The sequence below is a fragment of the Georgenia sp. M64 genome (assembly GCF_038049925.1).
Lineage (GTDB): Bacteria > Actinomycetota > Actinomycetes > Actinomycetales > Actinomycetaceae > Georgenia.
The window spans coordinates 3,276,196-3,303,195 of record NZ_CP145809.1; the positions used below are offsets into that span (position 1 = coordinate 3,276,196).

Genomic DNA, 27,000 nt, shown 5'->3' on the forward strand with positions numbered 1-27,000 from the left:
GCCGGCGGTGCGGGTCAGGCGCGGCGCGCGGCGCGCGGGAAGGCGCTGCGGCCGGCGTAGACCGCCGCGTCGTCGAGCTCCTCCTCGATGCGCAGGAGCTGGTTGTACTTGTTGATGCGCTCGCCGCGGGCCGGTGCGCCGGTCTTGATCTGGCCGGCGTTCACGGCCACCGACAGGTCGGCGATCGTGGTGTCCTCGGTCTCGCCGGACCGGTGGGAGACCATCGCGGTGAAACCGTTGCGCTGCGCGAGCGTCACGGCGTCGAGCGTCTCCGTGAGCGAGCCGATCTGGTTGAGCTTGACCAGGAGGGAGTTCGCGGCGCGCATCTCGATGCCACGGGCGAGGCGCTCGGGGTTGGTGACGAACAGGTCGTCGCCGACCACCTGGACGCGGTCCCCGACGCCGGCGACCAGCTGCGCCCAGCTGTCCCACTCGTCCTCGCTCAGCGGGTCCTCGATGGAGACCAGCGGGTAGTCGGCCACGAGCCGCTCGTAGTAGGCGACCATGTCGGCGGGCGAGGTGGCCTTGCCCTCGAACTGGTAGGCGCCGTCGGAGAAGAACTCGGTGGCGGCGACGTCCAGCGCGAGCGCGATGTCCTCACCGGGGGTGTAGCCGGCCTTCTCGATGGCCTCGAGGATGAGGTCCAGCGCGGCGCGGTTGGACTCCAGGTTCGGGGCGAACCCGCCCTCGTCGCCCAGGCCCGTGGCCAGGCCACGGGACTTCAGGACGGACTTGAGGGAGTGGTAGGTCTCCGCGCCCCAGCGCAGGGCCTCCTTGAACGTCGGCGCGCCGACGGGGGCGACCATGAACTCCTGGATGTCGACGTTGGAGTCGGCGTGGGAGCCGCCGTTGAGGATGTTCATCATCGGCACGGGCAGCAGGTAGGCGTTGGGGCCGCCGACGTAGCGGAACAGCGGCAGGCCGGCGGACTCCGCGGCGGCCTTGGCCACGGCCAGGGAGACGCCGAGGATCGCGTTCGCGCCCAGCTTGCCCTTGTTGGCGGTGCCGTCGAGGTCGATGAGGGTCTGGTCGATGATGCGCTGCTCGGTGGCGTCGATCCCGAGGACCTCGGGGGCGATGGTGTCGATGACGGCGTCGACGGCGTTCTGGACGCCCTTGCCGAGGTAACGACCCTTGTCACCGTCCCGACGCTCCACGGCCTCGAACGCGCCGGTGGAGGCGCCGGAGGGAACGGCCGCGCGGGCGACGGTGCCGTCCTCGAGCGCGACCTCGACCTCCACGGTGGGGTTGCCGCGCGAGTCAAGGATCTCGCGGGCGCCGACGGCCTCGATGCTGGCCACAGGGGACTCCTTCAGTCGGTGGACGTGCTGAACGTGCCCACCGTAGTACGGGGCAAACCCGACAGCGAGGGACCATGCTCCCGCCCGGGCCGGCCACCGGCTGTGAGGCTGGACACCTACTGCTGCTCGGTCGTCCCGGCGAGCCAGTCGTGCGACGTCGGCTCGATGACGCCCTCGGCGTTGACCTCTCCGTACCGGGGGTTGACCGCGATGTCGGCGTCGGCCATGGCGGCGGTGAACTCGTCGAAGACGGCCTGCGCGTCCGCCGAGGCGGCGACCTCGGAGTAGACGAAGAGGTAGCGGCCCAGGTCGATGAAGGCGTCGGAGTAGCCGTCGGCGGGCACCTCCGCACCCAGCGCGGCGGCCTGCTCGGCGTACAGCGCCTCGATCTCGCCGTCCGACAGCGCGTAGCCGTGCTCGGCCGCGATCCCGGGGAGGACCTCCGCGGCCAGGAGGGTGTTGAGGACGACGACCGGCTCGGTCTCCTGACCGGTCAGGGCCACGTACTCGCTCGTGGCGTCCTCGAGCTCGTTCTGGGTGATGCGCTCGCCGTCGATGCTCCCGGCGGTGCCCGGCTGGGCGGCGCAGCCCGCCAGGAGCAGGCCGGCCGTGGCCAGGACGAGGGTGTGACGCGCGCGCCGCTGGGTTGTCACCGATGAACCTCCGGAAGTCTCCCGGCGCACGTGCGCCGCCGGGTCGTGGCTGAGCTCACCGACCATCGTAGGGGGAACGGGGCGGCGCTCCGACCCACCTGCCGCGCTATCCCTGGGCGCCGACGTTCGCCGCGGCCGCCACCGACCCGGCGAGCACGGCGTCGACGAGCTCCTCCACCCACGCCATGAGCGCGAGGTCCTTGAGGGGCTTGCCGGCGAGCTTCGCGGTCATGGGGTACGGCACGAGGATCGTGCGCACGGCGGGCTTGAGCACCGTGCCGGGGTAGAGCCGCTTGAGGCGCAGCTGCGCCGACTCCGGCAGGTCCACCGGGGCGAAGCGGACGTAGCGCCCCTGGCCGGTGATGTCGGTCAGGCCGACCCCGCGGGCCTTCTCCCGCAGTGCCGCGACGGCGAAGAGCCGCAGCACCGGCTCGGGCACCGGGCCGTACCGGTCGGTGAGCTCCTCGCGGATCGCCTGGATCGACGCCTCGTCGCCGGCCGCGGCGATCTTCGCGTAGGCCTCCAGCCGCAGCCGCTCGTGGGCGATGTAGTCGTGCGGGACGTGGGCGTCGATGGGCAGCTCGATCTTGACGTCCGCCTTCTCGGTCTCCTTCTCCCCCCGGTACTCCGCGACGGCGTCGGAGACCATCCGCACGTACAGGTCGAAACCCACCCCCGCGATGTGCCCGGACTGCTCCCCGCCGAGGAGGTTGCCCGCGCCGCGGATCTCGAGGTCCTTCATCGCCACCTGGATGCCGGCGCCGAGGTCGGTGTGCGCGGCGATCGTGGCGAGCCGGTCGTGCGCCGTCTCGGTCAGGGGCTTCTCCGGCGGGTAGAGGAAGTAGGCGTAGGCGCGCTCGCGCCCGCGGCCCACGCGCCCGCGCAGCTGGTGCAGCTGGGACAGGCCGAGCTGGTCGGCCCGCTCGACGACGAGGGTGTTGGCGTTGGAGATGTCCAGGCCGGTCTCGACGATCGTCGTGGTCACCAGGACGTCGTACTCCTTGTTCCAGAAGTCCTGGATGACCTTCTCGAGCTGGTGCTCGTTCATCTTGCCGTGCGCGACGGCGACCCTCGCCTCGGGCACGAGCTCGCCGAGGTGGGCGGCCACCTTGTTGATCGACTGGACCCGGTTGTGGACGTAGAAGACCTGCCCCTCCCGCAGGAGCTCGCGCCGGATCGCCGCGGCGATCTGCTTCTCCTCGTAGGGCCCGACGAAGGTGAGGATGGGGTGGCGCTCCTCGGGCGGCGTCGCCAGGGTCGACATCTCCCGGATCCCGGTGATGGCCATCTCCAGGGTGCGCGGGATCGGGGTCGCCGACATCGCCAGGACGTCGACGTCGGTGCGCATCTGCTTGAGCGTCTCCTTGTGCTCGACGCCGAAGCGCTGTTCCTCGTCGACGATCACCAGGCCCAGGTCCTTGAACCGCACCTCGCCGGTGATGAGGCGGTGGGTGCCGATGACGACGTCGACCGCGCCGGTGCGGGCGCCCTCGCGCACGGCCTCGGCCTCGGCGTCGCTCTGGAAGCGCGACAGGGCCCGGACCGTCACCGGGAACCCGGCGTACCGCTCGGTGAAGGTGTCCAGGTGCTGCTGGACGAGCAGGGTGGTGGGCACGAGGACCGCGACCTGCTTGCCGTCCTGGACGGCCTTGAACGCCGCCCGGACGGCGATCTCGGTCTTGCCGTAGCCGACGTCGCCGCTGATGAGGCGGTCCATCGGGGTGGGCTTCTCCATGTCCGCCTTGACCTCGTCGATGGTGACGAGCTGGTCGGCGGTCTCGGTGTAGGGGAAGGCGTCCTCGAGCTCGCGCTGCCACGGGGTGTCGGGGGCGAAGGCGTGGCCCTGGGTGGACATGCGCGCCGCGTAGAGCCGGATGAGCTCGCTCGCGATCTTCTTGACGGCCCTCTTCGCGCTGGCCTTGGTCCTCGCCCAGTCCCCGCCGCCCATCCGGCTCAGCGTGGGCGACTCGCCACCGGTGTACTTCGTGACCTGGTCGAGCGAGTCGGTGGGGACGAAGAGCCGGTCGCCGGGCTGGCCGCGCTTGGACGAGGCGTACTCGATGACCATGTACTCGCGGGTCGTGGCGTCCGCGCCGGTGCCCACGGTGCGCTGGACGAGCTCGACGAACCGACCCACCCCGTGCTGCTCGTGCACGACGTGGTCGCCGGTGCGCAGCGCGAGGGGGTCGACGACGTTGCGCCGCCGCGAGGGCATCTTGCGCATGTCGCGGGTGGAGGTGCCGGCGCGCCCGGTGATGTCGGACTCGGTGAGCATCGCCAGCCTCAGCGCGGGCGCGACGAACCCGCGGCCGCTGCTCGCCGTCGTCACCAGCACGACGGCGGCCGGCGGCTCCTCCGCGACCTCGGCGACGAGCCGGGCGGGGACGTCCGCGGCGGCGAGCTGCTCGCTCATGCGCCGGGCGGGGCCGGGGCCCTCCGTGGTCAGCACGAGCCGCCAGCCCTCACGGACGAGGTCGACGAGGTCCTTCAGCGCCCGCTCGACGTCGCCCTGGTAGCGCTCGACCTCCCGCGCGCCGACGACCAGGGCGCCGTCGTCGTCGAGGAGCTCGGCGTCGGTGGGCAGGGCCGTCAGCGACCACCAGCCCAGCCCCCGGGTCAGCGCCAGGGCGCGGGCCTCGGCGAGGTCGGCGAAGGACGCGGCCCGCAGGTCCAGCGGGACCTTGCCGCCCTGCGCGGCGGAGGTCCAGGCGGCGGCGAGGAACTCCTCGGTGGTGGCGGCGAGGTCGTGGGCGCGGCGGCGCACCCGCTCGGGGTCGGACAGCACGAGGAGCGTGCCGTCGGGGACGAGGTCGAGGACCGGCTGCATCCGCTCGGTGAGGACCGGCGCGAGGGACTCCATGCCCTCCACGGCGATGCCCTCGGAGAGCTTCTCGAGCATGTCGACGGCGCCGGGGAGGTCGGCCACGAGGGCCCTGGCCCGGGCGCGGACGGGCTCGGTGAGCAGCAGCTCGCGGCACGGCGGCGCCCACAGGCCCTGCTCGGCGATCTCGAGGGAGCGCTGGTCGGCGACGGCGAACCAGCGGATCTCCTCGACGTCGTCGCCCCAGAACTCGATCCGCAGGGGGTGGTCCTCCGTCGGCGGGAAGACGTCGAGGATGCCGCCGCGGACGGCGAACTCCCCGCGCCGCTCGACCATGTCGACCCGGGTGTAGGCGGCCGCGGCGAGGCGCGCGGCGATCTCCTCGAGGTCGGCCTGCTGGCCGATCCGCAGCGACACGGGCTCGAGGTCGCCCAGCCCCTCGACGACCGGCTGGAGGAGGGCTCGCACCGGCATGACGAGCACCCGGATGGGGCCGGCCTGGCCGCCGTCGGGGTCGGGGTGGGTCAGGCGGCGCAGCACCGCGAGGCGGCGGGCGACCGTGTCGCTGCGGGGGGAGAGCCGCTCGTGCGGGAGGGTCTCCCACGCGGGGAAGACCGCGACGTCGTCGTCGGGCAGGAAGTTGCGCAGCGCGCTCGCCGCCTCGTCGGCCTCCCGGCCGGTGGCGGTGACGACGACCACCGGGCGGCCGGCCCGCGACCCGGACGCCGGGGGCGTCGCGCCGTCGGGCGCGCCGTCCGCACCGGCGAGCTGGGCCACGAGCGGTGCGCGCACGCCGAGCGGGACGTCGACGGAGACCATCGGCGCGAGGACCGGCTCGCGGGCGAGCTCGACGGCGGAGGCGACGGCGGGGTCGGTGCGCAGCAGCGGGAGCAGTCCGGTGAGCTTCATGGGTCCTTCGCAGGTCGGCGACCGGTGCGCGCTCCCCGGTCCGGGCAGCACGCAGGCCCCGCATCCGTGAGGGCTGCGGGGGCCGCGGACAGTCTACGTTTCGGCCCTCGCGGGGCGCGCGGGGGCGGTCCGGTCAGGTCGGGGCCGGTCGGTCGAGGCGTGGAGGGACTCTTCCGGTCAGCCCGCCTGGCTCGTGCCCACGCCGCCCCACACCGACCGGGCGCCGCTCTCCCCCACCCGGTAGACCTGGAAGCCCGCGACGAGCGCCGCGACCACCGCCAGCGCGGCCACCACCGTCACGGCCCCACCGGCGGTGCGGGTCTCGCGCGCCGTCGTCGCCGCCATCGCCCCCACGCCGCGCCGCGGGGCGGGGCGCCCGTCGCCGGCCGCGCGCCGGCCCGTGCCGGCCGCTCGCGGAGCGTCCGCCGGGACCGCGCGCCGGTCCAGCGCGACGAGCGCCCACAGCAGGAGCGTCATCGGCAGGGCGAACCAGAGCAGCTGCCCGCCGAGCACCTGGTGGTCGCCCGCCGGGGCACCGACCCGTGCCACGAGGGCGTCGCCGCTCTGCGTCGCGACGGGCACCAGCGCGGTGCCGGCGGTCGCGACGAGCGCGGCGAGGGGCCCGAACGTCCGGCGCCACCGGGGCACGACGGCGACGGCGAGCGTGCCGGCCACCGCGAGCGGCAGCAGGACCACGACCGCATGCACGACGAGGGGGTGCAGGGGCAGGCCCTGGATGGTGTCGAACATCTGTCGCTCCTTCGTCGGTGCGTCCCTCCCACGCCGCGCCCGGGCGGGCACCGTGGCCTGTGTGGGATACGGCCGACACCGCGCCCGGGATTGCCGGTCCCTCGCGCGGGGACCGCCCGACCGGACGTCGGCCGACCGAGATCGCCCGAGCACCCGAAGCACCCGAAGCACCCGAAGCACCCGAAGCACCCGAAGCAGAAGACTCCGTCAGGCATGACCTGACAAAGTCTCCTGCTTCCTGGAGGGCGGGCCGCCACACGCACGCCAGGCCCGGGCCGCGCGCCTGTGTACGTCAGGCGTGCTGGTGCGAGAACTGCGTCTCGTACAGCTCGGCGTACAGGCCGCCGGCGGCGAGCAGCTCGGCGTGCGTGCCCTGCTCGACGATCCGGCCCCGGTCGACGACCGCGATGGAGTCGGCCTTGCGCACCGTGGAGAGCCGGTGGGCGATGACGATGGACGTCCGTCCGGCCATGGCGCTGTCCAGCGCCTGCTGCACGGCGGCCTCGGACTCGGAGTCCAGGTGCGCCGTCGCCTCGTCCAGGACGACGATGCGCGGCGAGCGCAGGAGGAGGCGCGCGATGGCCACGCGCTGCTTCTCCCCGCCGGAGAGGCGGTGCCCACGCTCGCCGACCACCGTGTCGAGCCCCTCGGGCAGGCGCTGGACGAGCGGCTCGACGTGGGCGGCGCGCAACGCGTCGAAGAGCTCCTCCCCGCTGGCGTCCGGGCGGGCGTAGAGGAGGTTGGCCCGGACGGTGTCGTGGAAGAGGTGCGCGTCCTGGGTGACCACGCCGACGGCGCGGTGGAGCGAGGCCTGGCGGACCCGGCGCACGTCCAGCCCGCCGATGCGCACGGCGCCCGTGGTGGGGTCGTACAGGCGGGCCACCATCGTGGACAGGGTGGTCTTGCCGGCACCCGAGGGCCCGACGAGCGCGAGCATCGTGCCCGGCTCGACCCGCAGGGTGATGCCCTTGAGGACCTCCTCGGAGGCGTCGCCGTCGGCCTCGCCCGCCTCGGCGCCGTCGGGTCCCGCAGCGGGGTCGGCCGCCCCGACCGCCACGGCCGCGGCGGGCTCGCCGCCGTCGGCGAGGGCCTCGGCGCTCCGGCTGGGCTCGCCCTCGAGCGAGACGATGGAGACCTGGTCCGCCCGCGGGTAGGCGAACCGGACGTCGTCCAGCTCGACGTCGAGGGGCCCCGCGGGCAGGTCGACGGCGTCCTCGGCGTCGGTGATCATCGGCCGGAGGTCGAGCACCTCGAAGACGCGCTCGAAGCTGACGAGCGCGCTCATGACGTCGACCTGGACGTTGCTCAGGGCGGTCACGGGACCGTAGAGACGCCCGAGAAGCCCGGCGAAGGCGACGAGGGTGCCGATGGTCACCACACCGTCGATGGCCAGGACGCCGCCGACGCCGTAGACCAGCGCGGTCGCGAGGGAGGCCATCGCGCCGAGCGCGGCGAAGAAGACCCGAGAGCTCATCGCCGTCCGCACACCGATCTCACGGACCCGGGCGGCCCGCTCGGCGAACTCGGCGTCCTCCCGCTCGGGGTCGCCGAAGAGCTTGACGAGCAGGGCACCGGCGACGTTGAAGCGCTCGGTCATCCGGTTTCCCAGCTCGGCGTTGAGCTCCATGCCACGCCGACGCAGGCCCGCCAGGCGCCGCCCGACGCGCCGGGCGGGCAGCAGCAGGGCCGGGACGACGAGCAGCGCCACCACGGTGATCTGCCAGGACAGGGCCATCATCGTGGCCAGGACGACCGTGACGGAGATGACGTTGGAGACCACCCCCGACAGGGTGGAGGTGAAGGCCTGCTGCGCCCCGATGACGTCGGAGTTCAGCCGGGTGACGAGGGAGCCGGTCTGTGTGCGGGTGAAGAAGGCGACCGACTGCCGCTGGACGTGCCCGAAGACGTCGGTGCGCAGGTCGTAGATGAGGCCCTCGCCGATCCGGGAGGAGAACCACCGCTGAAGGAGGTTGAGGACCGCCTCGGCCACGGCCACGACCGCGACGAGACCGGCGAGGATCACGACGAGGCGCCGGTCACCGTTCGCCACGCCGTCGTCGATGATCCGCTGGAGGAGAAGCGGGGTCGCGACCACCATGAGCGAGCCGACCACCACCAGGACGAGGAAGGCGACGATGTACCGGCGGTGCGGCGCCGCGTAGGCGAGCACGCGCTTGGTGGTGCCGGGCCGCAGGCGGTGGTCCTTGACGGAGTCGTCCTGGCGCAGCGTGCGGCCGAAGCCGCCGGGCCCGCCCATGCCGCCGCCCATGCCGCCGTGGCCCATGCTCATCAGCGCGCCCCGGCGGTGTGCAGCTGCTGCTGCGCCTTCTCCAGACCCAGGACGACGACGTCCTCGACGGCGTCGGCCGCCTCCTCCAGGGTGACGCCGAGGCCCGGCCGCTCGGCGACGGGAAAGTCACGCAGGACGAAGTCGGCCGCGTCCATCCGTCCCGGGGGCCGACCGATGCCCACGCGCAGCCGGACGTAGTCCTTCGTGCCCAGCGCGGACGAGATCGACCGGAGGCCGTTGTGGCCGCCCTCGCCGCCGTCGCGCTTGAGGCGGAGGGTCTCCACCGGCAGGTCGAGCTCGTCGTGGACGACGAGCAGACGCTCGGGCGCGACGTCGTAGAAGCGCGTCAGCGCGGCGACCGAGGCCCCCGAGACGTTCATGTACGACGACGGCTTGGCCAGGACGACGCGCGGGCCCGGAGCCCCGCCTGGCAGGGTGCCGAGACGTCCGTCGAGCACCAGCGCACGGGCCTTGTGGGTGGTGAACGTGCCGCCGATCCGGCCCGCGAGCACGTCGAGCACCATCTGCCCCACGTTGTGGCGGTTACCGGCGTACTGCGGTCCCGGGTTCCCCAGGCCGACGACGAGCCACGGATTCATGCTCTCCCTCTCTCCGGCGCCACGGACCGCCGCACCACGAACCTCCGGCGCCACCTCCGGCTCCACGGACGTCAGGGGCGCCGCCGCCCCATCCTCTCGCGGGCAGCGCGCCCGTGCAGCATCCGTCCGCGGCAGGCGGACGTCGCCCACCTCGAGCAGGCACCCCTGGCACCCCCGTCGCGGCGACGCACGGCACCGACGCGCGGCACCCGCGTCACGACGAGCACCGCCTGTGGAACAACGCGCGCCCAGGCCGGGACGGCCTGGGCGCGCGGGTGGTGCGGGGAGGCTCAGGCCTCCTCGGACCCCTCGGACTCCTCGGCGGCCGGGGCGGCGGCGGGAGCCTCGCCCTCGGCGGCCTCGGTCTCCTCTTCCTCCTCCTCGGCGCGCGGGGTGGAGATGAGGACGACGATCGTCTCGTCGTCGGCGTCGATCGTGGCGCCCTCGGGGCGCGGGATGTCGGCGACGCGGACCTGTGCGCCGTCCTCGAGACCCTCGACCGAGATGACGATCTGCTCGGGGATGGACGTCGCCGGGACCGTGATGGTCAGGGTCTGCTGCTCGAGCTGGTGGATGGTCCCGGGGGCCGACTCGCCCTCGACGTGGACCGGGATGTCGACGGTGACGCGCTCGCCCTTGCGCACGACCACGAAGTCGATGTGCTCGATGGTGCGACGGACCGGGTCGCGCTGGATGTCCTTGGCGAGAGCGAGCTGCTCCCCACCCTCGATGTCGAGGTTGATGAGTGCGTTGGCGTGCCCCTTGACCGCGAGGAACGTCTCGTGGGACGGCAGCGCGAGGTGCTTCGGCTCGGTGCCGTGCCCGTACAGGACGGCCGGGATGAGGCCGCTACGGCGGGCGCGGCGGGCGGCACCCTTGCCGAACTCGGATCGAATGGTCGCAGAGAGCTTGATCTGGTCAGCCACGGGGGTCTCCTCGGGGGCGTTCGGTTTCTCGATGGGCGGTGGGCCTCAGCGTGGGACGTCGTACGGACGGCGCAACGGGGCACCACCGCGTCGATCACGGAACCGGGGGCTCCGCAGGTGCGGTGCCCGGAGCCTGCTGGCCCGTCCGGCGTCCCTCGCCGAGGCAACCTGTACATCTTAGCCGCTCCCCGCCGGGGTCGGTAACCGGACGTTGTGGGGGCGACCCCAGGAGCCTCCCCACGATCTCCGCGACCGCGAACGAGCGGGTCCCGACCGTGGAGGAACGATGCGGGAACGACCCGGGAGCGCCTGGGCGAGATCGGCGCCAGACTGTGGCACTGGGCGGGCGCCGGCCCGCGTGAAGGAGCCCCGATGACCGACCAGCCGACGAGCGTGACGATCCCCACAGCAGACGGCGACATGCCGGGCCACCTCTGGCTCCCGCCGTCGGGCACCGGACCCGGCCTCGTGGTCCTGCAGGAGATCTTCGGCGTGAGCGACTACATCCGGTCACGGTCGGCCGACCTCGCCGCGCTGGGGTACGTCGTCCTCGCGCCGGAGATCTACTGGCGCCTCGACGAGGCCGGGCTCGACGAGTCGGGGGACGACTTCCTCGAGCGCGCGATGGGTCTCGTCGCCCGGGTCGACTGGCCGCGCGCCGTCGCCGACGCCGTCGCCGCGCTGGGGGCGCTGCGCGGCCGTGCGGAGGTCACCGCCGGTACCGGCGTGCTGGGGTTCTGCTTCGGCGGAGGCCTGGCGTTCGAGGTCGCCGCCCACGCGGACCCGGACGCCCTGGTCGCGTACTACGGCTCCGCCCTGCCGCAGCTGCTCGACCTCGCGCCTGCCGTGCGCGCGCCGAGCCTGCACCACTTCGGCACCGAGGACGCCTACATCCCGATGGAGACCGTCGAGCGGATCCGCGAGGCCGTGGCAGGTCCGGAGGTCGAGTTCCGGCTGCACGAGGGCGCCGGTCACGCCTTCGACAACCCCCACCCGATGTTCCACCACGCCGCCGCGAGCGCCGAGGCGTGGGCGCAGACGACCGACTTCCTGGCCCGCCGGCTGCCGGTCTAGGCGCGCCCACCTCGGGGCCACCGCACACGGGAGCCCGCGGAGGCGATGTCAGCGGGGTACCACGCCGGCGCGGGCCATGACGGCACGGAAGCGGTCGACGTCCCAGGCGTCCACCCACGTCCACCGGACGACGCCGCCGACCACCAGCCGGAGCCGGTCCTCCCGCTGCTTCTCCCGCCACAGGGCCTCGGCTCCGCCGGCCCCGTACTTCGTCCGGCCGTCGAACTCGCCGGCGAGGCGCAGGTTCTCCCACCGGAAGTCGGTCCGGGCCACGAAGCCTTCGGCGTCCCTGAACTCGCGCTGGAGGTCGGGCAGAGGAAGGCCGAGCTCCATCATGCGCGCACGGCTGACGGACTCCCCCACCGACTCCGACCGGCCGTCGGCGGCCAGCACCACCGCCCGTGCGCGTCGCGCGCCCCTGGCACCGCTGACCTGGTCGAGCTCGACCATGAGGTCCTCGTGCGTCGCGGCGCCCGTGCGGAGCGCATGGTCCGCAGCAGGCAGCGCCGAGGCCAGTGGTCGACCGCGCGCGAGGTCGACGACGGTCCGGGCGACGGATGTGACGAGCACGCCGCCGATCGAGATCACGGTGGGGATCGTCCGCACGCGGTGCCGCCGGATCCCGGCGGACGACCGCCCGCCACGCGCAGCGTCGGAGGTGACGTGCACCTGCTGCGGAGCCGGCCCGACGATCGGTAGCCCGTGGAGCACAGCGGCCGACTCGTGCGACAGCACAGCGGGGCCGCGCAGCCCGTCCACCGTGGCCAGGACGAGGTACCTGTGCCGCTCGGACACGGTTGCCGCCCGCCACTGCTCACGCTCGATGTACGTCCCTCGCCGCACCCGGAGCAGGTCCGGCCGTCTGGACGCCCTGTCGCGCGGGACCGCCGTGGCGGAGTCCGGCCGACCGAGACGGACCAGCTCGACGAGGTACGTGCGTCGTCGCCATGCGGAGGAGGCTCGCAGACCGGAGCCACGGCTGGTGCCGGCACTGTGGACAATCACAGCCATCGCAACCCGGGGGTTGCCGGTTGTGCTCACGCTCGGCTCGCCAGTGCTCCCGCGGTGACCGAACGATCCCCTGGTGACCGAACGATCCCCTGGTGACCGAACGATCCCCGCACACCGCTCTAACTCGGCAACGGAGGGATCGCTCGCACGCAGGACCCCCTGCCCATGGCAACAAAGGGATCGCTCGCACGCAGGACCCCCCTGCCCATGGCAACAAAGGGATCGCTCGCACGCAGGACCCCCCTGCCCATGGCAATAAAGGGATCGCTCGCACGCAGGACCCCCGGCCACCGGCGACAGAGGGATCACTCCCGCGGGCAACCGGCTCTCAGTGGCCGCACAGGGATCGCTCACGCGCCGGCCCCCGAGCCCCCGAGCACCCGGTCGAGTCAGGCGTTGCCCTCGAACAGCGAGGTGACGGAGCCGTCGTCGAACACCTCACGGATCGCGCGAGCGAGCAGCGGGGCGATCGGCAGCACCGTCAGCTGGGGGAAGTGCTTGTCCGCGCTGATCGGGAGCGTGTCGGTCACGACCACCTCGCGCGCGCCGGACTCGGAGAGCCGCTGCGCCGCGGGGTCGGACAGCACCCCGTGCGTCGCGGCGACGATGACGTCGGAGGCGCCGGCGGCGAGGACCACCTTGACGGCCTCGGCGATCGTCCCACCGGTGTCGATCATGTCGTCCACGAGCACCGCGGTGCGGCCCTTGACGTCACCGACCACCCGGTTGGCCACCGACTGGTTCGGCCGGCTGATGTCGCGGGTCTTGTGCACGAACGCCAGCGGCACCCCGCCCAGGCGTGCGGCCCACTGCTCGGCCACACGGATGCGGCCGGCGTCCGGGGAGACCATCGCGGCGTTGGAGGTGTCGATCCGGGTGCGCACGTAGTCGGTGAGGATCGGCATGGCCCAGAGGTGGTCCACCGGACCGTCGAAGAAGCCCTGCGACTGCGCGGCGTGCATGTCGATGCTCAGCAGCCGGTCCGCCCCCGCGGTCTTGAACAGGTCGGCCACGAGACGGGCGGAGATCGGCTCGCGCCCGCGGTGCTTCTTGTCCTGCCGGGCGTAGGGGTAGAAGGGCGCCACCACCGTGATCCGCTTGGCCGAGCCGCGCTTGAGGGCGTCGACCATGAGCAGCTGTTCCATGAGCCACTGGTTGATCGGCGAGGTGTGCGACTGCAGGACGAACACGTCCGAGCCACGCACCGACTCGTTGAAGCGGACGTAGATCTCGCCGTTGGCGAAGTCGTACGCCGAGGTCGGCAGCAGGTCGATGCCCAGCTCCTGCGCGACGTCCGCCGCGAGCTGAGGGTGGGCGCGGCCGCTCACCAGGACCAGCCGCTTCTCACCCTGGGTGATGATGCCCGTCATCGGACGCTGTCTCCTTCTGCCGAGGTACCCGGGGCCGTGCGGTCCCGCGGGGTCGTGGAACTGCCCTGGGCGCGGCGCGCGCGCTCGGCCCGAGCCTGGGGGGAGAGCCCGCCCGGGGCGACACCGGCGTCCGCGTCGGCCTCGGACATCCCGAGCGCGCGAGCGGCCGCGCGCGCGGCGGCCGTGCCGGGCCGGCGCCGGAAGACCCAGCCCTCGATGATGCGCTGCGAGGCGCCCGTGACGGAGAGCGCGCCCGGCGGCACGTCCTCGCGCACCGTCGTACCCGCGCCGGTGTAGGCGCCGTCGCCGACGGTCACCGGCGCGACGAACATGTTGTCCGAGCCGGTGCGGGCGTGCGCGCCGATCCGGGTGCGGTGCTTCTCCACGCCGTCGTAGTTGACGAACACGGAGGAGGCGCCGATGTTCGTGCCCTCACCGATGTCGGCGTCACCGACGTAGGTCAGGTGCGGCACCTTGGCGCCGGCGCCGATCCGGGCGTTCTTCACCTCGACGAAGGTGCCGATCTTGCCGCCGCTGGCCAGGTGGGTCCCCGGCCGCAGGTAGGCGAACGGCCCGACGTCGACGCCGTCCTCGAGGACCGCCGACGAGCCGTGCGTGCGGCAGACGGTCGCCCCGGCGCCGACGGTGACGTCGGTGAGCGTCGTCTCGGGCCCGAGGGTCGAGCCCTCGCCGACGCTCGTCGACCCGTGCAGCTGGGTACCGGGCAGGAGGGTCACGTCGCGCGCGAGCTCGACGTCGACGTCGACCCAGGTCGTCGCGGGGTCCACGACCGTCACGCCCGCCCGCATCCACTCCTCCACGGTGCGCCGGTTGAGCTCGACGCCGAGCGCCGCGAGCTGGGCGCGGTCGTTGACCCCCTCGACGAGCCAGGAGTCCTCCACGGAGATGGCCTGGACCCGCAGCCCCTTGCCGTGGGCGAGCGCGACGACGTCGGTGAGGTAGACCTCGCCCTGGTCGTTGGCGCGGCCGACGCCGCCGAGCGCCTCGCGCAGGACCGCGGCGTCGAAGACGTAGGTGGAGGTGTTGATCTCGCGGATCTCCCGCTGGGCGTCCGTGGCGTCGCGCTCCTCGACCACGCCGACGACGGCGCCCGTGCCCTCCTCGCGCAGGATCCGCCCGTAGCCGTACGGGTCCTCGACCGTCGTCGTGAGCACCGTGACGGCGTTGGCGTCCTCGGTGTGGGCGCGCAGGAGCTCACCGAGGGTGTCCGCGTCGAGCAGGGGCGTGTCGCCCGCCATGACGACGACGGCGCCGGACAGCACCGGCGACTCCGCGGAGTGGTCAGGGACGCCCGGACCCTGGTGCCCGGCGACCGCGGCGCCGAGCGTGACGGCGTCGAGCGCCCCGAGCGCCACCTGGACGGCCCGTCCGGTGCCCGGCACGGCGTCCTGGTCGACGATCATGACGCCGGGGTCGACCTCACGGGCGTGGGCGGCGACGGCGTCGCGGCCGTGCCGCACGACCACGGCCAGGCGCGCCGGCGCCAGGCCGCGCGCGGCGGTGAGGGCGTGGCCCAGGAGGCTGCGGCCCCCGATCCGGTGCAGCACCTTGGGGGTGCGCGACTTCATGCGGGTGCCCTCACCTGCGGCGAGGACGATGACGGCAGCAGGTTGGGTCGGGCTCACGCCGGCTCCCTCGGTTGTCTCCGCCCGTGATCGCCCCGGGCGTCGTGCACGGATCACTCTAGCGGCGTCCGGACGACCGGCTCCGCCCCCAGGATTCGAACCCGGACCGCAAGGCACCAAAGGCCTGCGTGCTGCCGTTACACCAGGGCGGACCGCGCGTGCGCGCCCGACAAGTGTGCCAGCACCGGGCGCTCTCACCGCCTGCCGCGGGCTCGTTCCGGCCTGCCCCTTGCCGCGCACGGCATGATGGGGGGCATGTCCGAGCCGCGCCGCGCCCCGCGGGTGCGCATGACCGGGAGCCAGCGGCGTGAGCAGCTGGTCACGGTCGGGCGCGCGCTCTTCGCCGAGAAGGGCTTCGAGGGCACCTCGGTGGAGGAGATCGCCGCCCGGGCGGACGTCTCCAAGCCGGTCGTGTACGAGCACTTCGGCGGCAAGGAGGGCATCTACGCCGTCGTGGTCGACCGCGAGGTGCAGCGCCTGCTGGGCATGCTCACCGAGCAGCTCAGCTCCGGCGGCCACCCCAAGGACGTCGTCGAGCGGGCGGCGCTGGCCCTGCTGGACTACATCGAGGACAACACCGACGGCTTCCGCATCCTCGTGCGCGACTCCCCGGTCGCGCAGGCGACCGGGACGTTCTCCTCGCTCATCGGCGACGTCGCGAGCCAGGTCGAGCACCTCCTCGGCGCCCAGTTCCGCGGACGCGGTCTCGACCCGGAGGCCGCCCCCATGTACGCGCAGATGCTGGTCGGCCTCATCGCGCTCACCGGGCAGTGGTGGCTCGAGGCGCGCCACCCGGCCAAGCGGGACGTCGCGGCCCACATCGTCAACCTCGCCTGGAACGGGCTCTCCGGTCTGCAGCGCGACCCGCGCCTGCGTTCGCCGGAGTCCGGCCCCCGGGCGCAGCGGCCGCCGCGGGTGGCGACTCCCGGTGAGGCGACGCCGAGCCCCTCGACGCCGAGCCCCTCGTCGCCCAGCCCCTCGACACCGAGCACGTCGACGACACACGAGCCGAGATCCACACCACCGACGCCGTCCGTGCCGGCCTAGCCCCTCAGGCCAGCGTCCACCCCGGGACGAGCGTGTGGTAGTCGAAGAACCGGCTCGCCACCACGTGCAGGGCCACGTAGTACGCGGCCACCGCCAGGTACGTCAGCACCAGCTTGGGCAGCGTCGCCTGCAGGAGGACCAGCATGAGCAGGGCCGCCGCCACCAGCGGGACGGCGATCACGGCCGTGGCCGAGCCGCCCAGCATGGTCGTCACGACCCCGAGCGTGACGACGGCGAAGCCGACGGCGGCCGCCTCGAACCAGCGCAGGCGACGGAACAGCGAGCGGTCACCGAGGAAGACGCTCAGGGCCGTCAGCGCCACGGCCACCGCGTACACGACGAGGTCCGGCATGGGCACATCATGTCCGCGACAGCCGTCGCCGTGGGGGACGTTCGGCTCAAGATTTCGGCAAGAACCCCGCCCTCCCACCGGGGCGCACCCCACAAGGTCTCTCGACGTCAAGTAATCTTCGGGGATGAGCGCAGCGCAGCCGAACGGGATCGCCGTCCCTGAGGGCGCCCGTCCCGCGGCGGCCGAGGCACCCGCGCCCACGGAGGGGCCTGCTGTCCCTGGTGACGTCCGGCCCGCCGCCACGGACGAGGTCGACCGGATCGTGGCGGCCTGGCAGCGCGAGCGCCCGGACCTCCAGCCGCTGCCGCTGCACATCTTCTCCCGTGTCACCCGCCTCGCCCGGCACCTCGACCTCGCCCGGCGGGCGGCCTTCGCCCGCCACGGCATCGAGGCGTGGGAGTTCGACGTGCTCTCGGCGCTGCGCCGCGCCGGCGAGCCCTACGAGCTCACCCCGGGCCGCCTCATCGCCGAGACGCTCGTCTCGTCCGGGACCATGACCAACCGGATCGACCGGATGGTCGACCACGGCCTCGTCGTGCGAGCTGCGGACACCCAGGACCGCCGGGTGGTCAAGGTCCGCCTCACCGCCGAGGGCCGCTCCCGGGTCGACGCGGCGATGTCCGCGCTCCTGGCGTCCGAGCGAGAGCTCCTCGCCGGGCTGTCCGCGGAGGACCACGACCGGCTGCGCGACCTGCTGCGCGCGGTCCTGCTGCCCTTCGACCGCGGCCCCGTCCCGCCGGCACGGCCCGGCGGCCCGTCCGTCTGACCGGGCCCGCGGCCCGTCCTGGCGGGTGCTACCCCGCCGCCTCGGCGGCGAGCAGCCACTCCTCCTCGAGGCTCTCGTGCTCGGCCTCGGCCGCCCGCGTCTCGGCGGAGAGGGTGGTCAGCCCGTCGACGTCGCCCGCGGCCGAGGCGGCGGCGAGCCGGTGGTGCAGGTCGTCGATGCGCGCGGACACCTTCGCGAGCTGGCGCTCGAGCCGTGCCATCTCCTTGCGGGCGGCCCGCTGCTCCGCGGGCGTGAGGCCGCCGGCGCCGGTGTCGCTCCCGGCGGTGCGGTCCTCGGCGACCGGGGCCGGCGCCGCGGCCGACTGCCGCTCGAGCCGGTGGCGCAGCTGCAGGTACTGGTCGATGCCGCCCGGCAGGTCGCGGACCGAGCCGTCGCCGAGCAGCGCGACCTGGTGGTCGGTGACCCGCTCGAGGAGGTAGCGGTCGTGGCTGACGACGACGAGGGTCCCCGGCCACCCGTCGAGGAGGTCCTCGACGGCGGCGAGGGTGTCGGTGTCGAGGTCGTTGGTGGGCTCGTCGAGCAGGAGCACGTTGGGCTCGGCGACGAGCAGCCGGAGCAGCTGCAGGCGCCGCCGTTCCCCGCCCGAGAGGTCGGCGACGCGCGTCCAGGCGCGTTCACGGGTGAAGCCCAGGCGCTCGACGAGCTGGCCGGCGGTCAGCTCCTTCCCGCCGACCTCGACCCGGCCGCGGACCTCCTCGACCGCCTCGATGACCCGCAGGTGCGCGACGTCGTCGAGCTCGCGGGTCTCCTGCGACAGCTGGGAGACCTGCACCGTCTTGCCACGCCGCACCCGGCCCGCCGTGGGGTGCTGGGTCCCGGCGAGCAGGCGCAGCAGCGTGGACTTGCCGGCGCCGTTGACCCCGACGACGCCCACCCGCTCCCCCGGCGCGAGGCGCCAGGTGACGTGGTCGAGCACGACGCGCGTGCCGGTGCCGGTGCCGGTGCCGGTGCCGGTGCCGGTGCCGGTGCCGACATCCTCGCCCGGGCGCAGCGGGTAGGTGACGGTGACGTCCTCGAGGTCGAGGACGTCCTTGCCCAGCCGGGCGGTGGCCAGCCGGGTCAGCTCGAGGGGGTCGCGCGGGGGCGGCTCGTCGGCGATGAGCGCGGCGGCGGCGTCCAGCCGGAACTTCGGCTTCGAGGTCCGCGCCGGCGCACCGCGGCGCAGCCAGGCGAGCTCCTTGCGCACGAGGTTGACGCGCTTGTCCTCCATGACGGCGGCGGTGCGGGCCCGTTCGGCGCGCGCGAGCATGTACGCGGCGTACCCGCCGTCGTAGGTCTCGACCCGGCCGGCGACGGGCGAGCGACCGCCCGCGCCGTCGTGGCCGGGCACGACCTCCCAGACCCGGGTGCAGACGGCGTCGAGGAACCACCGGTCGTGGGTGACGACCACGAGGGCACCGGTGCCGCGCGAGTACCGCTCCTGCACGTGCCGGGCGAGCCAGTCCACGCCCTCGACGTCGAGGTGGTTGGTCGGCTCGTCGAGGATGAGGACCTCGGCCGGGGTGGTCAGGACGCGGGCCAGGGCCACCCGCCGCCGCTGGCCGCCGGAGAGGGTGCCGACGTCGGCGTCGAGCCCGACGTCGGCGAGGAGGCCCTCGTGGATGTCGCGGACGGACGCCTGGGAGGCCCAGACGTGCTCGTCGACGCCGGGGTGGACGACGTCACGCACGCGGGTGCCGGGCGTCAGGTCGTCGGCCTGGACCAGGACGACCACGCGGGTGCCGCCCGCGCGGGTGACCCGGCCGGTGTCCGGGGTCGTCTCCCCTGCCAGGACGCGCAGCAGGGTGGACTTCCCCGCGCCGTTGCGCCCGAGCACCCCCACGAGCATCCCGTCGTCCAGGCCCAGCGTGATGTCGCCGAGCAGCGGGCGCGAGCCCACGACGACGCCCACGCCCTCGATCCCGAGCAGGTGCGCCATCTAGCGGATCTCCCTCGTCGTCATGGCACCAGTGTCCCAGGGCCGCGCGGGCGTGGACGACGGGCGGGGCCGGCCCGGCCCGGCGGGCGCCGGGCAGCCGCCCGATCCTCCCCGGACCCGGGCGCAGCCCGGGCCCGGCTCAGCGGTGCCGGAGACGCTCGGTCAGACGTGCCAGGTCCTTGGTCATCGCGCGCCTCATCGCCGTCGCCATGACGGGGGCGGCGACCTTGGCGAAGCCGCTGGGCGCGCCTCGGTTGCGCAGCCGCATCCGGGTCCCGCCGGGCACCGGTTCCCAGGTGTAGGTGGTCTCCATCGGGAACGGACCGTCGGCGGTGCGCATGACCAGCCGCCGTCCCGGCTCGAGCGCGACCACCTCGTAGGTGTAGCTCAGCCGGCGTCCCAGGAACGTGGCCACGAAGTCCATCCGCGAGCCCAGCGCCAGCGGCGGCGGCGTGCGCCGGTCGACGGAGACGATGTTGGCGTACCACGTCGGCGCGTTCCCCGGGTCGCCGGCGTAGGCCGCGACCACCTCGGGCGGGTACGGGATGACGGCCTCCACCTCGACGTCGACCTCCATGCCACCGAGTATGCGCCCGAGCCTCGGGGCCGAGCACACCCGGGGCATCCGAGCAGCACCCGCGCCGGGACGCCTCGCCGCGCCCTGCGGGCCGCACCGAGGCGCCGAAGGTCGCCGGGCCACCGATATGCGCCGGTCCGCCAGTCGCGACGGAGCGAGCTCCGCCCGACGCCCCGGGCACGCGGACTCGCGGTAGGGTGCGGAAAGCGCTCGCCAGCCACGGCTTGACCGGACAAACTCGGGCGCGGACCGTTTCATCCTGTGTGGCGGACACCGCCCCCGCCCAGCCCAGCCGCAGACGAAGGAGTCCCCTTGGCCAGCTCGACCGCCGCGACCACCGGTACCGCAGACGTTCCCGCCGACGACGCCCCCGGCGCCGCCGCGGCAGCCGCGGACCGGGCCGCCACCCTCGTCCTCGACCCGGCCTTCAGCGTCGGTCCCGTCCGCCGGCGGACCTTCGGCGCCTTCGTCGAGCACCTGGGTCGCTGCGTCTACACCGGCATCCACGACCCCGGTCACCCCACCGCCGACGAGGACGGCTTCCGTGGCGACGTCATCGACCTCACGCGCGAGCTCGGCGTCTCCACGGTGCGCTACCCGGGCGGCAACTTCGTCTCGGGCTACCGGTGGGAGGACGGCATCGGGCCGGTCGACCAGCGCCCGGCCCGGCTCGACCTCGCCTGGCACTCCACCGAGCCGAACACCGTGGGGGTCGACGAGTTCATGCGCTGGGCCAGGAAGGCCGGCGTCGAGCCCATGATGGCGGTCAACCTCGGCACGCGCGGCGTCCAGGAGGCCCTGGACCTCCTCGAGTACTGCAACATCGCGTCGGGCACCGCGTGGTCGGACCTGCGCCGGACCAACGGCACCGAGGAGCCGCACGGCGTGCGGATGTGGTGCCTGGGCAACGAGATGGACGGCCCCTGGCAGATCGGGCACAAGACCGCCGAGGAGTACGGCCGCCTCGCCACCGAGACGGCCCGAGCGATGCGCATGGTCGACCCGGGCCTCGAGCTCGTCGCGTGCGGCAGCTCCAGCACCTCGATGCCGACGTTCGGCGAGTGGGAGCGCATCGTCCTCACGGAGGCGTACGAGGACGTCGACCTCATCTCGGCCCACGCGTACTACTGGGAGGAGGACGGCGACCTCGCCAGCTTCCTCGCCTCGGCGGTGAACATGGACGGGTTCATCGACGACGTCGTGGCCACCGCCGACGCCGTCCGCGCCGCCCGCAAGCTCACCAAACGGATCCACATCTCCTTCGACGAGTGGAACGTCTGGTACCTCAACGCGTCCCCGTCCCAGGCACCGAAGGACGACTGGCCGGTCGCCCCGCCCCTGCTCGAGGACCACTACTCGGTGGCCGACGCCGTCGTCGTGGGCGGTCTGCTCATCTCGTTGCTCCGGCACACCGACCGGGTGCACTCGGCCAGCCTGGCCCAGCTCGTCAACGTCATCGCCCCGATCATGACCGAGCCGGGCGGGCGGGTGTGGCGGCAGACGACGTTCCACCCCTTCGCCCTGACGTCGCGGCACGCGGCCGGGGAGGTCCTGCGGGTCAAGCTCGACTCCCCCACGCACGAGACCGCCAAGTTCGGCGAGACCCCCCTCGTCGACGCCGTCGCCACGCACGACGCCGACTCGGGCGAGGTCGTCGTCTTCGCGGTGAACCGGCACACCACCGAGCCGGTCACCGTCGAGGTGGACGTGCGAGCCTTCGGCGCCCTCGGCGTGACCGAGGCGCTGACCCTGTCCGCTGACGACCCCTACGCCCGGGCGAGCGCCGACGACGACACCTCTCTGGCGCCTCGGCCGAACGAGACCGCCACGGCCGAGGGCGGCACCGTCCGCATCGAGCTCCCGCCGGTGTCGTGGAGCGTGCTGCGACTCGCGCCGGCCGGCGCCTGAGCCGTCGCCGCGCGCCAGGGCTCCTCCTTGCCCGGGCGCGCGGCGACCACCACGGCGCGGTCCGTCCGCCCTACGGCCGGCGGCTGTGCACGTGCTCGAGCACCCGCGCACCCGGCACCGGTCCGGTGACGAGGAGGATCTCCCCGGCCACCTCCGCGGCCCGCATGACCCCGGCGACGCTGACGGCGTGGGCGTGGTCCAGGGCCAGCGCGGCGACCGTCGGCCCCGACCCGGACACCAGGGCGGCGAGCGCACCCGCGCGGTCGGCGGCGGCCAGGACGTCGCCGAGCTCGGGCCGCAGCTCCAGCGCCGCCTCCTGCAGGTCGTTGCCCAGCTGGCGGGAGAGCTGGATCGGGTCCCCGGAGAGGAGCGCGGCGAGGACGGCGTCGTCCAGGCGGGGGGCGGGGCCGTCGTCGAGGTCCAGGGGCTGCAGGCGGTCGTGCTCGCGGAACACCTCGGGAGTCGAGAGGCCCTCGTCCTGCACCGCGAGGACCCAGTGGTAGGTGCCCCGGCTCATGACCGGGGTGATGAGGTCCCCGCGGCCGGTCCCCATCGCGGACATGCCGGTCAGGGCGAACGGGACGTCCGCGCCGAGCTCGGACGCCAGCTCGGCGAGCTCGTCACGCGAGAGCCCGGTCCCCCACAGCTGGTCGCAGGCGAGGAGGGTGGCGGCGGCGTCGGCCGAGCCGCCGGCCATGCCGCCGGCGACCGGGACCTGCTTGGTCAGGCTCAGGTGTGCCCCGGCGCGCGTGCCCGAGGTCTCGCGCAGGAGGACGGCGGCCCGGACGGCGAGGTTCGTGGCGTCGACCGGCAGGTCCTCCCCGCGGCCGTGGATCTCCAGGCTGATGCCGTCGGCGCGGGTGGCGACGACGTCCTCGTAGAGGGAGACGGCCTGGAAGACGGTGGCGAGGGGGTGGTAGCCGTCCGGGCGCGGGGCGCCGACGCGCAGGGCGAGGTTGATCTTGCCCGGCGCGCGGACCTGGACCGCGATGGGGGTGGCCGTCACGTGGCCAGCGTGCCAGAGGGGCCCCCGGGTCCGCGCGGGGAGGGCCGGTGCTCGGCGATCCTGGCGAAGTCAGCGATGGCGAGCTTCTCCCCCCGTTCGGACGGCTCGACCCCCGCGGCACGGAGCGCCTCCTCCGCCGCCGCGGGCGACCCGGCCCACCCGGCGAGGGCGGCTCGGAGCGTCTTGCGGCGCTGGGCGAAGGCGGCGTCGACGACGGCGAAGACCTCCTCGCGGGTCGCCGTCGTCGACGGTGCCGGACGCCGGTGCAGCCGCACGAGGGCGGAGTCGACGTTGGGCACCGGCCAGAAGACCGTCCGGGAGATCGTGCCGGCGCGCTCGGCAGAGGCGTACCAGGCGGCCTTGGCGGAGGGGACGCCGTAGGTGCGCGAGCCGGGCGGGGCGGCGAGCCGGTCGGCGACCTCGGCCTGGACCATGACCAGGACGTCGGTGACGCTCGGCAGGTTGCGCAGGAGCGTGAGCAGCACGGGCACGGCGACGTTGTAAGGCAGGTTCGCCACGAGGCGGGTGGGCGCCGCGGGCCCGGGCAGGTCGTCGGGCCCGGTGATGGTCATGGCGTCCGCGGCGAGGACGTCGAGGCGGTCGGCGGCGTCGGGCAGCCGCGCGGCGACCGTCTCGGCGAGGGCCCGCGCGAGCGGCGGGTCGATCTCGACGGCGACGACGTGCGCGCCCGTCTCGAGCAGGGCGAGGGTGAGGGAGCCGAGCCCGGGACCGACCTCGAGGACGACGTCGCCGGGGCTCACCCCGCCGGCCCGCGCGATCCGCCGGACGGTGCCCGCGTCGTGGACGAAGTTCTGCCCGAGCGTCTTGGTGGGCCGGACACCGAGGGCGGCGGAGAGCCGGCGCACGTCGGCGGGGCCGAGGAGGCCGGAGTCGGAGGCGGGCACGCCGCGAGCCTACTGGGGCCGGGATGGCCGGACGCACGACGGCGGCGCCCCCCTGTGGGGACGCCGCCGGTGGTCGTGCGCGAGGTGCCTAGAGAAGCCCGAGCGTGGACGCGCAGTGCGGCCACTGGCCCCAGCCGGAACGGGCCTGGAGCGTCTGGGCGCGCATGGTCTGCTCGGCCGGGGACGCCTGGGAGGGCAGGCCGGAGCCGCCCACGGACGCCCAAGTGCTCAGCGAGAACTGGTACAGGCCGTAGTACAGGCCGTTCGCGCTCACGGCCGTGGGGTTGCCGCCGGACTCGCACTGGGCGAGCGCGGCCCACACGCCGGACGTCGGCGCGGCCGGGGCCGACGGCGCGGGGGCCGCTGCGGGCGCAGGCGCCGACGACGTGGCAGGCGCGGGCGCCGGCTCGGGAGCGGGTGCCGGGGCGGGACGCTCCTTGGTGCCCACGGCGATGACCTTGTCCACCGGCGCGGTGGTGACCTCGTCGCCGGTCTGGGCGGAGTGCACCTCCTTGCCGTCGACGGTCACGACGGAGAAGGTGAGGGTCCGCACGCCGGCCTGGCCCTCCTGGACCACCTTCGTCTGGCCCTCGTACAGCGCGTCGTCCGCGCGCTCGACGGTCGCGAAGTCGACCGGCTGCTCCTCGGTCCGCTCCCCCCGCACGACGCGGGTGACGACGACCTCGGGGGTGCCGTCCTCGGCGGTGCCGATGACGACGCGGTCGATGCGCGAGACCTCGACCCCGGCGGCCTCGAGGGCGTCCGCGAGGTAGGCCTCACCCTCGAGGGTGACGCGCTCGGTGGTGCCGTCGGCGACGACGTCGACCTCCCCGTCGATGACGAGCGGGAGGTCGAGTGCGTCGCGGGCCAGCGAGCGGGACGCCGCGACGGTGACGTCGCGACCCGACTCGAACATGCTCCGGACGAGCTCACCCTGGGTCTGCGCGGTCGTCCACACGTCCTCGGGCTTGCCGTCGACGTCGACCGTGACCTGCCGGGCCGTGCGGAAGACGATGTCGGCGCCGTCGCGCAGTGCGGTGTCGGCGGCCGGCGCGAGGAGGTCGTGGCCGCGGACCTCGATGCCCTGCTCGTCGAGCAGGCCCTGGACCGAGCCGGCGAACGTGGTGAGGGTGTGGCTCTGGCCGTTGATCTCGAGATCGATGCTCTTGTGGGCCTGGGCCGCGACGGCGGAGCCGGCGACGAGGACCGGGACGATGCCCAGCGCCAGCCAGCCGAGGCGGCGCCTGCGGGGGGCCTCGACGCTCGTGGCGGAGGCGGGGGTGGTGTGCTGCGGGTTCTGGGGGCTCTTGGCGCTCACGGGGTTCCTTCGACGCGCTGCCCGGTCACAGAGCGACGTCGGTGCTCGGCTCGCACCTCGGCGCGGCCGGCCGACCCCGGGGGCGGGGCGGCACGACGTGTCGGTCTGATCCGGCTGTCGGGCGGGCCGGAGGAGGCCCACGGTGCGGCCCGAGCTGGCGAGCCGAACGCAACCGTAACCGATTCGTTATCTTCCGGTCTACGTGCGTTGCGCCACACGAGCGGACGCGCGCTCGCCTCGTCCGGCGGACGCTCGTCCGTGCACCGGCGTCCAGCGACTGCACGGCCGACGGCGATGCCGCCCAATGCCCCGGACTCCACACCGGCCCGGCGCACGCACGCCCGGCGGCGTGCCCGCCCACCGCTGAGCCGCCCAGCGGCAGGACCGCCGGCCCATCGCTCGTTCTCCGGCCGTGGCCTCGCGCGCGAGCGATCCCTCCGTCGCCGAGTGAGAGCGCCGTTGCCGAGCGAGAGTGGTGTGCGGGGATCGCTCGGTCACCGAGGGATCGCTCGCGCGAGCGATCCCTCCGTTGCCGAGCGAGAGCGCCGTTGCCGAGCGAGAGTGGCGTGCAGGGATCGCTCGGTCACCGAGGGATCGCCCGGCAGTGATCAGTCAGCGACAGAGACCCATCACCAGGGCGCTCGGTCGCGCCCCGGCGCTCAGTACCAGTTGACCGCCTGCGAGTGGGACCAGGCCGCGCACGGGGTGCCGTACCGGCCGCCGATGTAGTTCAGGCCCCACGTGATCTGGGTGGCGGGGTTGGTGAGGTAGTCCGCACCGACAGTGGCCATCTTCGAGGCGGGCAGCGACTGGGGGATGCCGTAGGCGCCGGAGCTGGGGTTCTTCGCCAGCGGGTTCCAGTTGGACTCCTTGGTCCACAGCGCGTCGAGGCAGCTGAACTGGTCGGCGCCCCAGCCCCGGGCGGCGGCGAGCTCGCGACCGAGCGCGCGCGGGTCGCCGGAGTAGGTCGCCGCGGCGGGCGCAGGAGCGGAGCTGGCCGCGGCGGCGGGCGCCGGGGCCGGCTCGGGCTCGGGCTCGGGTGCCTTGGTGCCCACGCGCACGACCTCGTCGACCTTGACCGACGCAATGACGGAGGCGAGCAGCGTGCGGGAGAGCTCCTCGTCGCCGGCGCGGAGGATCTCGAAGGTGGACGTCGTGACGCCGTCGACGCCCTCGGTCTCGACCTCGCGCTCGCCCTCGGGCAGCGACGGGTCGTCCTTCTCCACGGTGGTGAACGGCTCGACCGTCTCCTCGGTGACCGTCTCGCTGGTGACCCGGGTGATCTCGACGGTCTCCCCGGCCGGCACCGCGCCGGAGATTGGGGCGGACACACGGTCGTCGGCGCCGAGGACGATGCCGGCCTCGGCGAGCGCCTCGGCGAGCGTGGCCGCCGTCGTGGTGATCTTCCGCTCCTCGCCGTCAACCGCCACGGTGAAGGTCCGGGCGCCGTCCGCCTCGAGCGCCAGGCGCCCTGCGACCTCGGAGCGGGAGGCGACGTCGCCGGCCCGCAGCGCCAGCGTGCCGCTCTCGGCGGCCGCCACGTCGACGGCGTCGGCGGGCTCGGCCGCGACCTGGGTGAGGGTGAAGGCTCCGGTACCGGCGACGACGACGCCCAGCACACCCGCGCGCACGGCCTTGAGGGCGGCGCCCGGCATGCGGGACGACTGACCCGCGGGCGTCACGGGCAGGGCCTCGGTGGGGTGCTCCTGCGCGGCGCGCAGCGCACGACGGGAGCCGGGGGCGGGCTCGCCGAGGACGACGGTCGAGGACTTGTGGGCGCTGGCGCGCTCCGCGGTGTGACGGGGCAAGGGTGGGTCCTGTCCTGGAGGGAG

At 74.1% G+C, this 27,000-nt stretch carries 20 protein-coding genes, 1 tRNA gene and 1 pseudogene; 4 read left to right on the top strand and 18 right to left on the bottom strand.

What is annotated here, in order from left to right:
• Positions 1–14: 14 nt before the first annotated feature.
• The 7 genes from eno to AAEM63_RS14655 form a co-directional block, all read right to left on the bottom strand.
• The gene (eno, locus tag AAEM63_RS14625; protein WP_341358977.1) at positions 15–1,301 is read right to left on the bottom strand and encodes a phosphopyruvate hydratase; all 1,287 of its coding nucleotides are present in this window, start codon (positions 1,299–1,301) and stop codon (positions 15–17) included.
• Positions 1,302–1,417: 116 nt separating this feature from the next.
• Positions 1,418–1,954 (bottom strand): hypothetical protein, encoded by a 537-nt coding sequence (locus tag AAEM63_RS14630; RefSeq protein ID WP_341358978.1) that lies wholly within the window; start codon positions 1,952–1,954, stop codon positions 1,418–1,420.
• A 106-nt stretch (positions 1,955–2,060) separates the two neighbouring features.
• Entirely contained in the window at positions 2,061–5,684 is a 3,624-nt protein-coding gene (gene mfd / locus AAEM63_RS14635) for a transcription-repair coupling factor (RefSeq protein ID WP_341358979.1), read from the bottom strand.
• A 177-nt stretch (positions 5,685–5,861) separates the two neighbouring features.
• Positions 5,862–6,434, bottom strand: coding sequence for a DUF2231 domain-containing protein (locus AAEM63_RS14640; RefSeq protein ID WP_341358980.1), 573 nt, complete (start codon positions 6,432–6,434; stop codon positions 5,862–5,864).
• Between the two features lie 292 nt (positions 6,435–6,726).
• The gene (locus AAEM63_RS14645) at positions 6,727–8,724 is read right to left on the bottom strand and encodes an ABC transporter ATP-binding protein (RefSeq protein WP_341358981.1); all 1,998 of its coding nucleotides are present in this window, start codon (positions 8,722–8,724) and stop codon (positions 6,727–6,729) included.
• A complete protein-coding gene (gene pth, locus AAEM63_RS14650) occupies positions 8,724–9,323 on the bottom strand; it encodes an aminoacyl-tRNA hydrolase (protein ID WP_341358982.1) in 600 nt (199 codons plus the stop codon). Before pth ends, AAEM63_RS14645 begins: the two co-directional genes overlap by 1 nt.
• Positions 9,324–9,613: 290 nt before the next feature.
• A complete protein-coding gene (locus tag AAEM63_RS14655; RefSeq protein ID WP_341358983.1) occupies positions 9,614–10,249 on the bottom strand; it encodes a 50S ribosomal protein L25/general stress protein Ctc in 636 nt (211 codons plus the stop codon).
• Between the two features lie 372 nt (positions 10,250–10,621).
• Here AAEM63_RS14655 and AAEM63_RS14660 point away from each other — a divergent pair, with 372 nt between their 5' ends.
• Positions 10,622–11,323, top strand: coding sequence for a dienelactone hydrolase family protein (locus AAEM63_RS14660; RefSeq protein ID WP_341358984.1), 702 nt, complete (start codon positions 10,622–10,624; stop codon positions 11,321–11,323).
• A gap of 48 nt (positions 11,324–11,371) precedes the next feature.
• Here the strand turns inward: AAEM63_RS14660 and AAEM63_RS14665 are convergent, their stop codons facing one another.
• From AAEM63_RS14665 to AAEM63_RS14680, 4 genes are all read right to left on the bottom strand, one after another.
• On the bottom strand, positions 11,372–12,334 hold the full coding sequence (locus AAEM63_RS14665) for a hypothetical protein (protein ID WP_341358985.1): 963 nt from the start codon (positions 12,332–12,334) through the stop codon (positions 11,372–11,374).
• A 389-nt stretch (positions 12,335–12,723) separates the two neighbouring features.
• A complete protein-coding gene (locus AAEM63_RS14670) occupies positions 12,724–13,704 on the bottom strand; it encodes a ribose-phosphate diphosphokinase (protein WP_341358986.1) in 981 nt (326 codons plus the stop codon).
• A complete protein-coding gene (gene glmU / locus AAEM63_RS14675) occupies positions 13,701–15,350 on the bottom strand; it encodes a bifunctional UDP-N-acetylglucosamine diphosphorylase/glucosamine-1-phosphate N-acetyltransferase GlmU (protein ID WP_341358987.1) in 1,650 nt (549 codons plus the stop codon). The genes AAEM63_RS14670 and glmU overlap by 4 nt, the downstream gene beginning before the upstream one ends.
• An 80-nt stretch (positions 15,351–15,430) precedes the next feature.
• A tRNA-Gln gene (locus AAEM63_RS14680) sits at positions 15,431–15,502 on the bottom strand.
• Positions 15,503–15,638: 136 nt separating this feature from the next.
• Here AAEM63_RS14680 and AAEM63_RS14685 point away from each other — a divergent pair.
• Positions 15,639–16,223: pseudogene (locus tag AAEM63_RS14685) on the top strand (TetR/AcrR family transcriptional regulator); the annotation flags it as partial.
• Positions 16,224–16,401: 178 nt separating this feature from the next.
• On the opposite strand, the gene AAEM63_RS14690 reads toward AAEM63_RS14685, so the two are convergent.
• Positions 16,402–16,749, bottom strand: a complete 348-nt coding sequence (locus AAEM63_RS14690) for a hypothetical protein (protein WP_341358988.1) — start codon at positions 16,747–16,749, stop codon at positions 16,402–16,404.
• Between the two features lie 124 nt (positions 16,750–16,873).
• On the opposite strand from AAEM63_RS14690, the gene AAEM63_RS14695 reads away from it, so the two are divergent.
• Positions 16,874–17,515 (top strand): MarR family winged helix-turn-helix transcriptional regulator, encoded by a 642-nt coding sequence (locus AAEM63_RS14695; protein ID WP_341358989.1) that lies wholly within the window; start codon positions 16,874–16,876, stop codon positions 17,513–17,515.
• A 28-nt stretch (positions 17,516–17,543) separates the two neighbouring features.
• On the opposite strand, the gene AAEM63_RS14700 is transcribed toward AAEM63_RS14695, so the two are convergent.
• Together AAEM63_RS14700 and AAEM63_RS14705 are read right to left on the bottom strand one after the other, a co-directional pair.
• Entirely contained in the window at positions 17,544–19,454 is a 1,911-nt protein-coding gene (locus AAEM63_RS14700) for an ABC-F family ATP-binding cassette domain-containing protein (RefSeq protein WP_341358990.1), read from the bottom strand.
• Positions 19,455–19,593: 139 nt separating this feature from the next.
• Positions 19,594–20,031, bottom strand: coding sequence for an SRPBCC family protein (locus AAEM63_RS14705; protein ID WP_341358991.1), 438 nt, complete (start codon positions 20,029–20,031; stop codon positions 19,594–19,596).
• Positions 20,032–20,343: 312 nt separating this feature from the next.
• Between AAEM63_RS14705 and AAEM63_RS14710 the strand changes: the two genes are divergently transcribed.
• Positions 20,344–21,939: an alpha-N-arabinofuranosidase gene (locus AAEM63_RS14710; protein ID WP_341358992.1), complete on the top strand. Its 1,596-nt coding sequence runs from the start codon at positions 20,344–20,346 to the stop codon at positions 21,937–21,939.
• A gap of 70 nt (positions 21,940–22,009) precedes the next feature.
• Here the strand turns inward: AAEM63_RS14710 and AAEM63_RS14715 are convergent, their stop codons facing one another.
• From AAEM63_RS14715 to AAEM63_RS14730, 4 genes are all read right to left on the bottom strand, one after another.
• Positions 22,010–22,945 (bottom strand): 4-(cytidine 5'-diphospho)-2-C-methyl-D-erythritol kinase, encoded by a 936-nt coding sequence (locus AAEM63_RS14715; protein ID WP_341358993.1) that lies wholly within the window; start codon positions 22,943–22,945, stop codon positions 22,010–22,012.
• On the bottom strand, positions 22,942–23,850 hold the full coding sequence (gene rsmA / locus AAEM63_RS14720) for a 16S rRNA (adenine(1518)-N(6)/adenine(1519)-N(6))-dimethyltransferase RsmA (RefSeq protein WP_341358994.1): 909 nt from the start codon (positions 23,848–23,850) through the stop codon (positions 22,942–22,944). Before rsmA ends, AAEM63_RS14715 begins: the two co-directional genes overlap by 4 nt.
• Before the next feature lie 88 nt (positions 23,851–23,938).
• Positions 23,939–25,168, bottom strand: a complete 1,230-nt coding sequence (locus AAEM63_RS14725; protein ID WP_341358995.1) for a G5 domain-containing protein — start codon at positions 25,166–25,168, stop codon at positions 23,939–23,941.
• 659 nt (positions 25,169–25,827) lie between these two features.
• Positions 25,828–26,976: a G5 domain-containing protein gene (locus tag AAEM63_RS14730; RefSeq protein WP_341358996.1), complete on the bottom strand. Its 1,149-nt coding sequence runs from the start codon at positions 26,974–26,976 to the stop codon at positions 25,828–25,830.
• Between the last annotated feature and the right edge of the window lie 24 nt (positions 26,977–27,000).

What these genes read in the sequence shown, in the direction of transcription:
- AAEM63_RS14695 (WP_341358989.1), top strand. Translation starts at nt 16,874, where the DNA reads ATGAGCGCAGCGCAGCCGAACGGGATCGCCGTCCCTGAGGGCGCCCGT.
- mfd (WP_341358979.1), bottom strand. Translation starts at nt 5,684, where the DNA reads ATGAAGCTCACCGGACTGCTCCCGCTGCTGCGCACCGACCCCGCCGTC.
- AAEM63_RS14690 (WP_341358988.1), bottom strand. Translation starts at nt 16,749, where the DNA reads ATGCCGGACCTCGTCGTGTACGCGGTGGCCGTGGCGCTGACGGCCCTG.
- AAEM63_RS14645 (WP_341358981.1), bottom strand. Translation starts at nt 8,724, where the DNA reads ATGAGCATGGGCCACGGCGGCATGGGCGGCGGCATGGGCGGGCCCGGC.
- pth (WP_341358982.1), bottom strand. Translation starts at nt 9,323, where the DNA reads ATGAATCCGTGGCTCGTCGTCGGCCTGGGGAACCCGGGACCGCAGTAC.
- AAEM63_RS14670 (WP_341358986.1), bottom strand. Translation starts at nt 13,704, where the DNA reads ATGACGGGCATCATCACCCAGGGTGAGAAGCGGCTGGTCCTGGTGAGC.
- AAEM63_RS14705 (WP_341358991.1), bottom strand. Translation starts at nt 20,031, where the DNA reads ATGGAGGTCGACGTCGAGGTGGAGGCCGTCATCCCGTACCCGCCCGAG.
- AAEM63_RS14665 (WP_341358985.1), bottom strand. Translation starts at nt 12,334, where the DNA reads ATGGCTGTGATTGTCCACAGTGCCGGCACCAGCCGTGGCTCCGGTCTG.
- AAEM63_RS14660 (WP_341358984.1), top strand. Translation starts at nt 10,622, where the DNA reads ATGACCGACCAGCCGACGAGCGTGACGATCCCCACAGCAGACGGCGAC.
- AAEM63_RS14640 (WP_341358980.1), bottom strand. Translation starts at nt 6,434, where the DNA reads ATGTTCGACACCATCCAGGGCCTGCCCCTGCACCCCCTCGTCGTGCAT.
- AAEM63_RS14700 (WP_341358990.1), bottom strand. Translation starts at nt 19,454, where the DNA reads ATGGCGCACCTGCTCGGGATCGAGGGCGTGGGCGTCGTCGTGGGCTCG.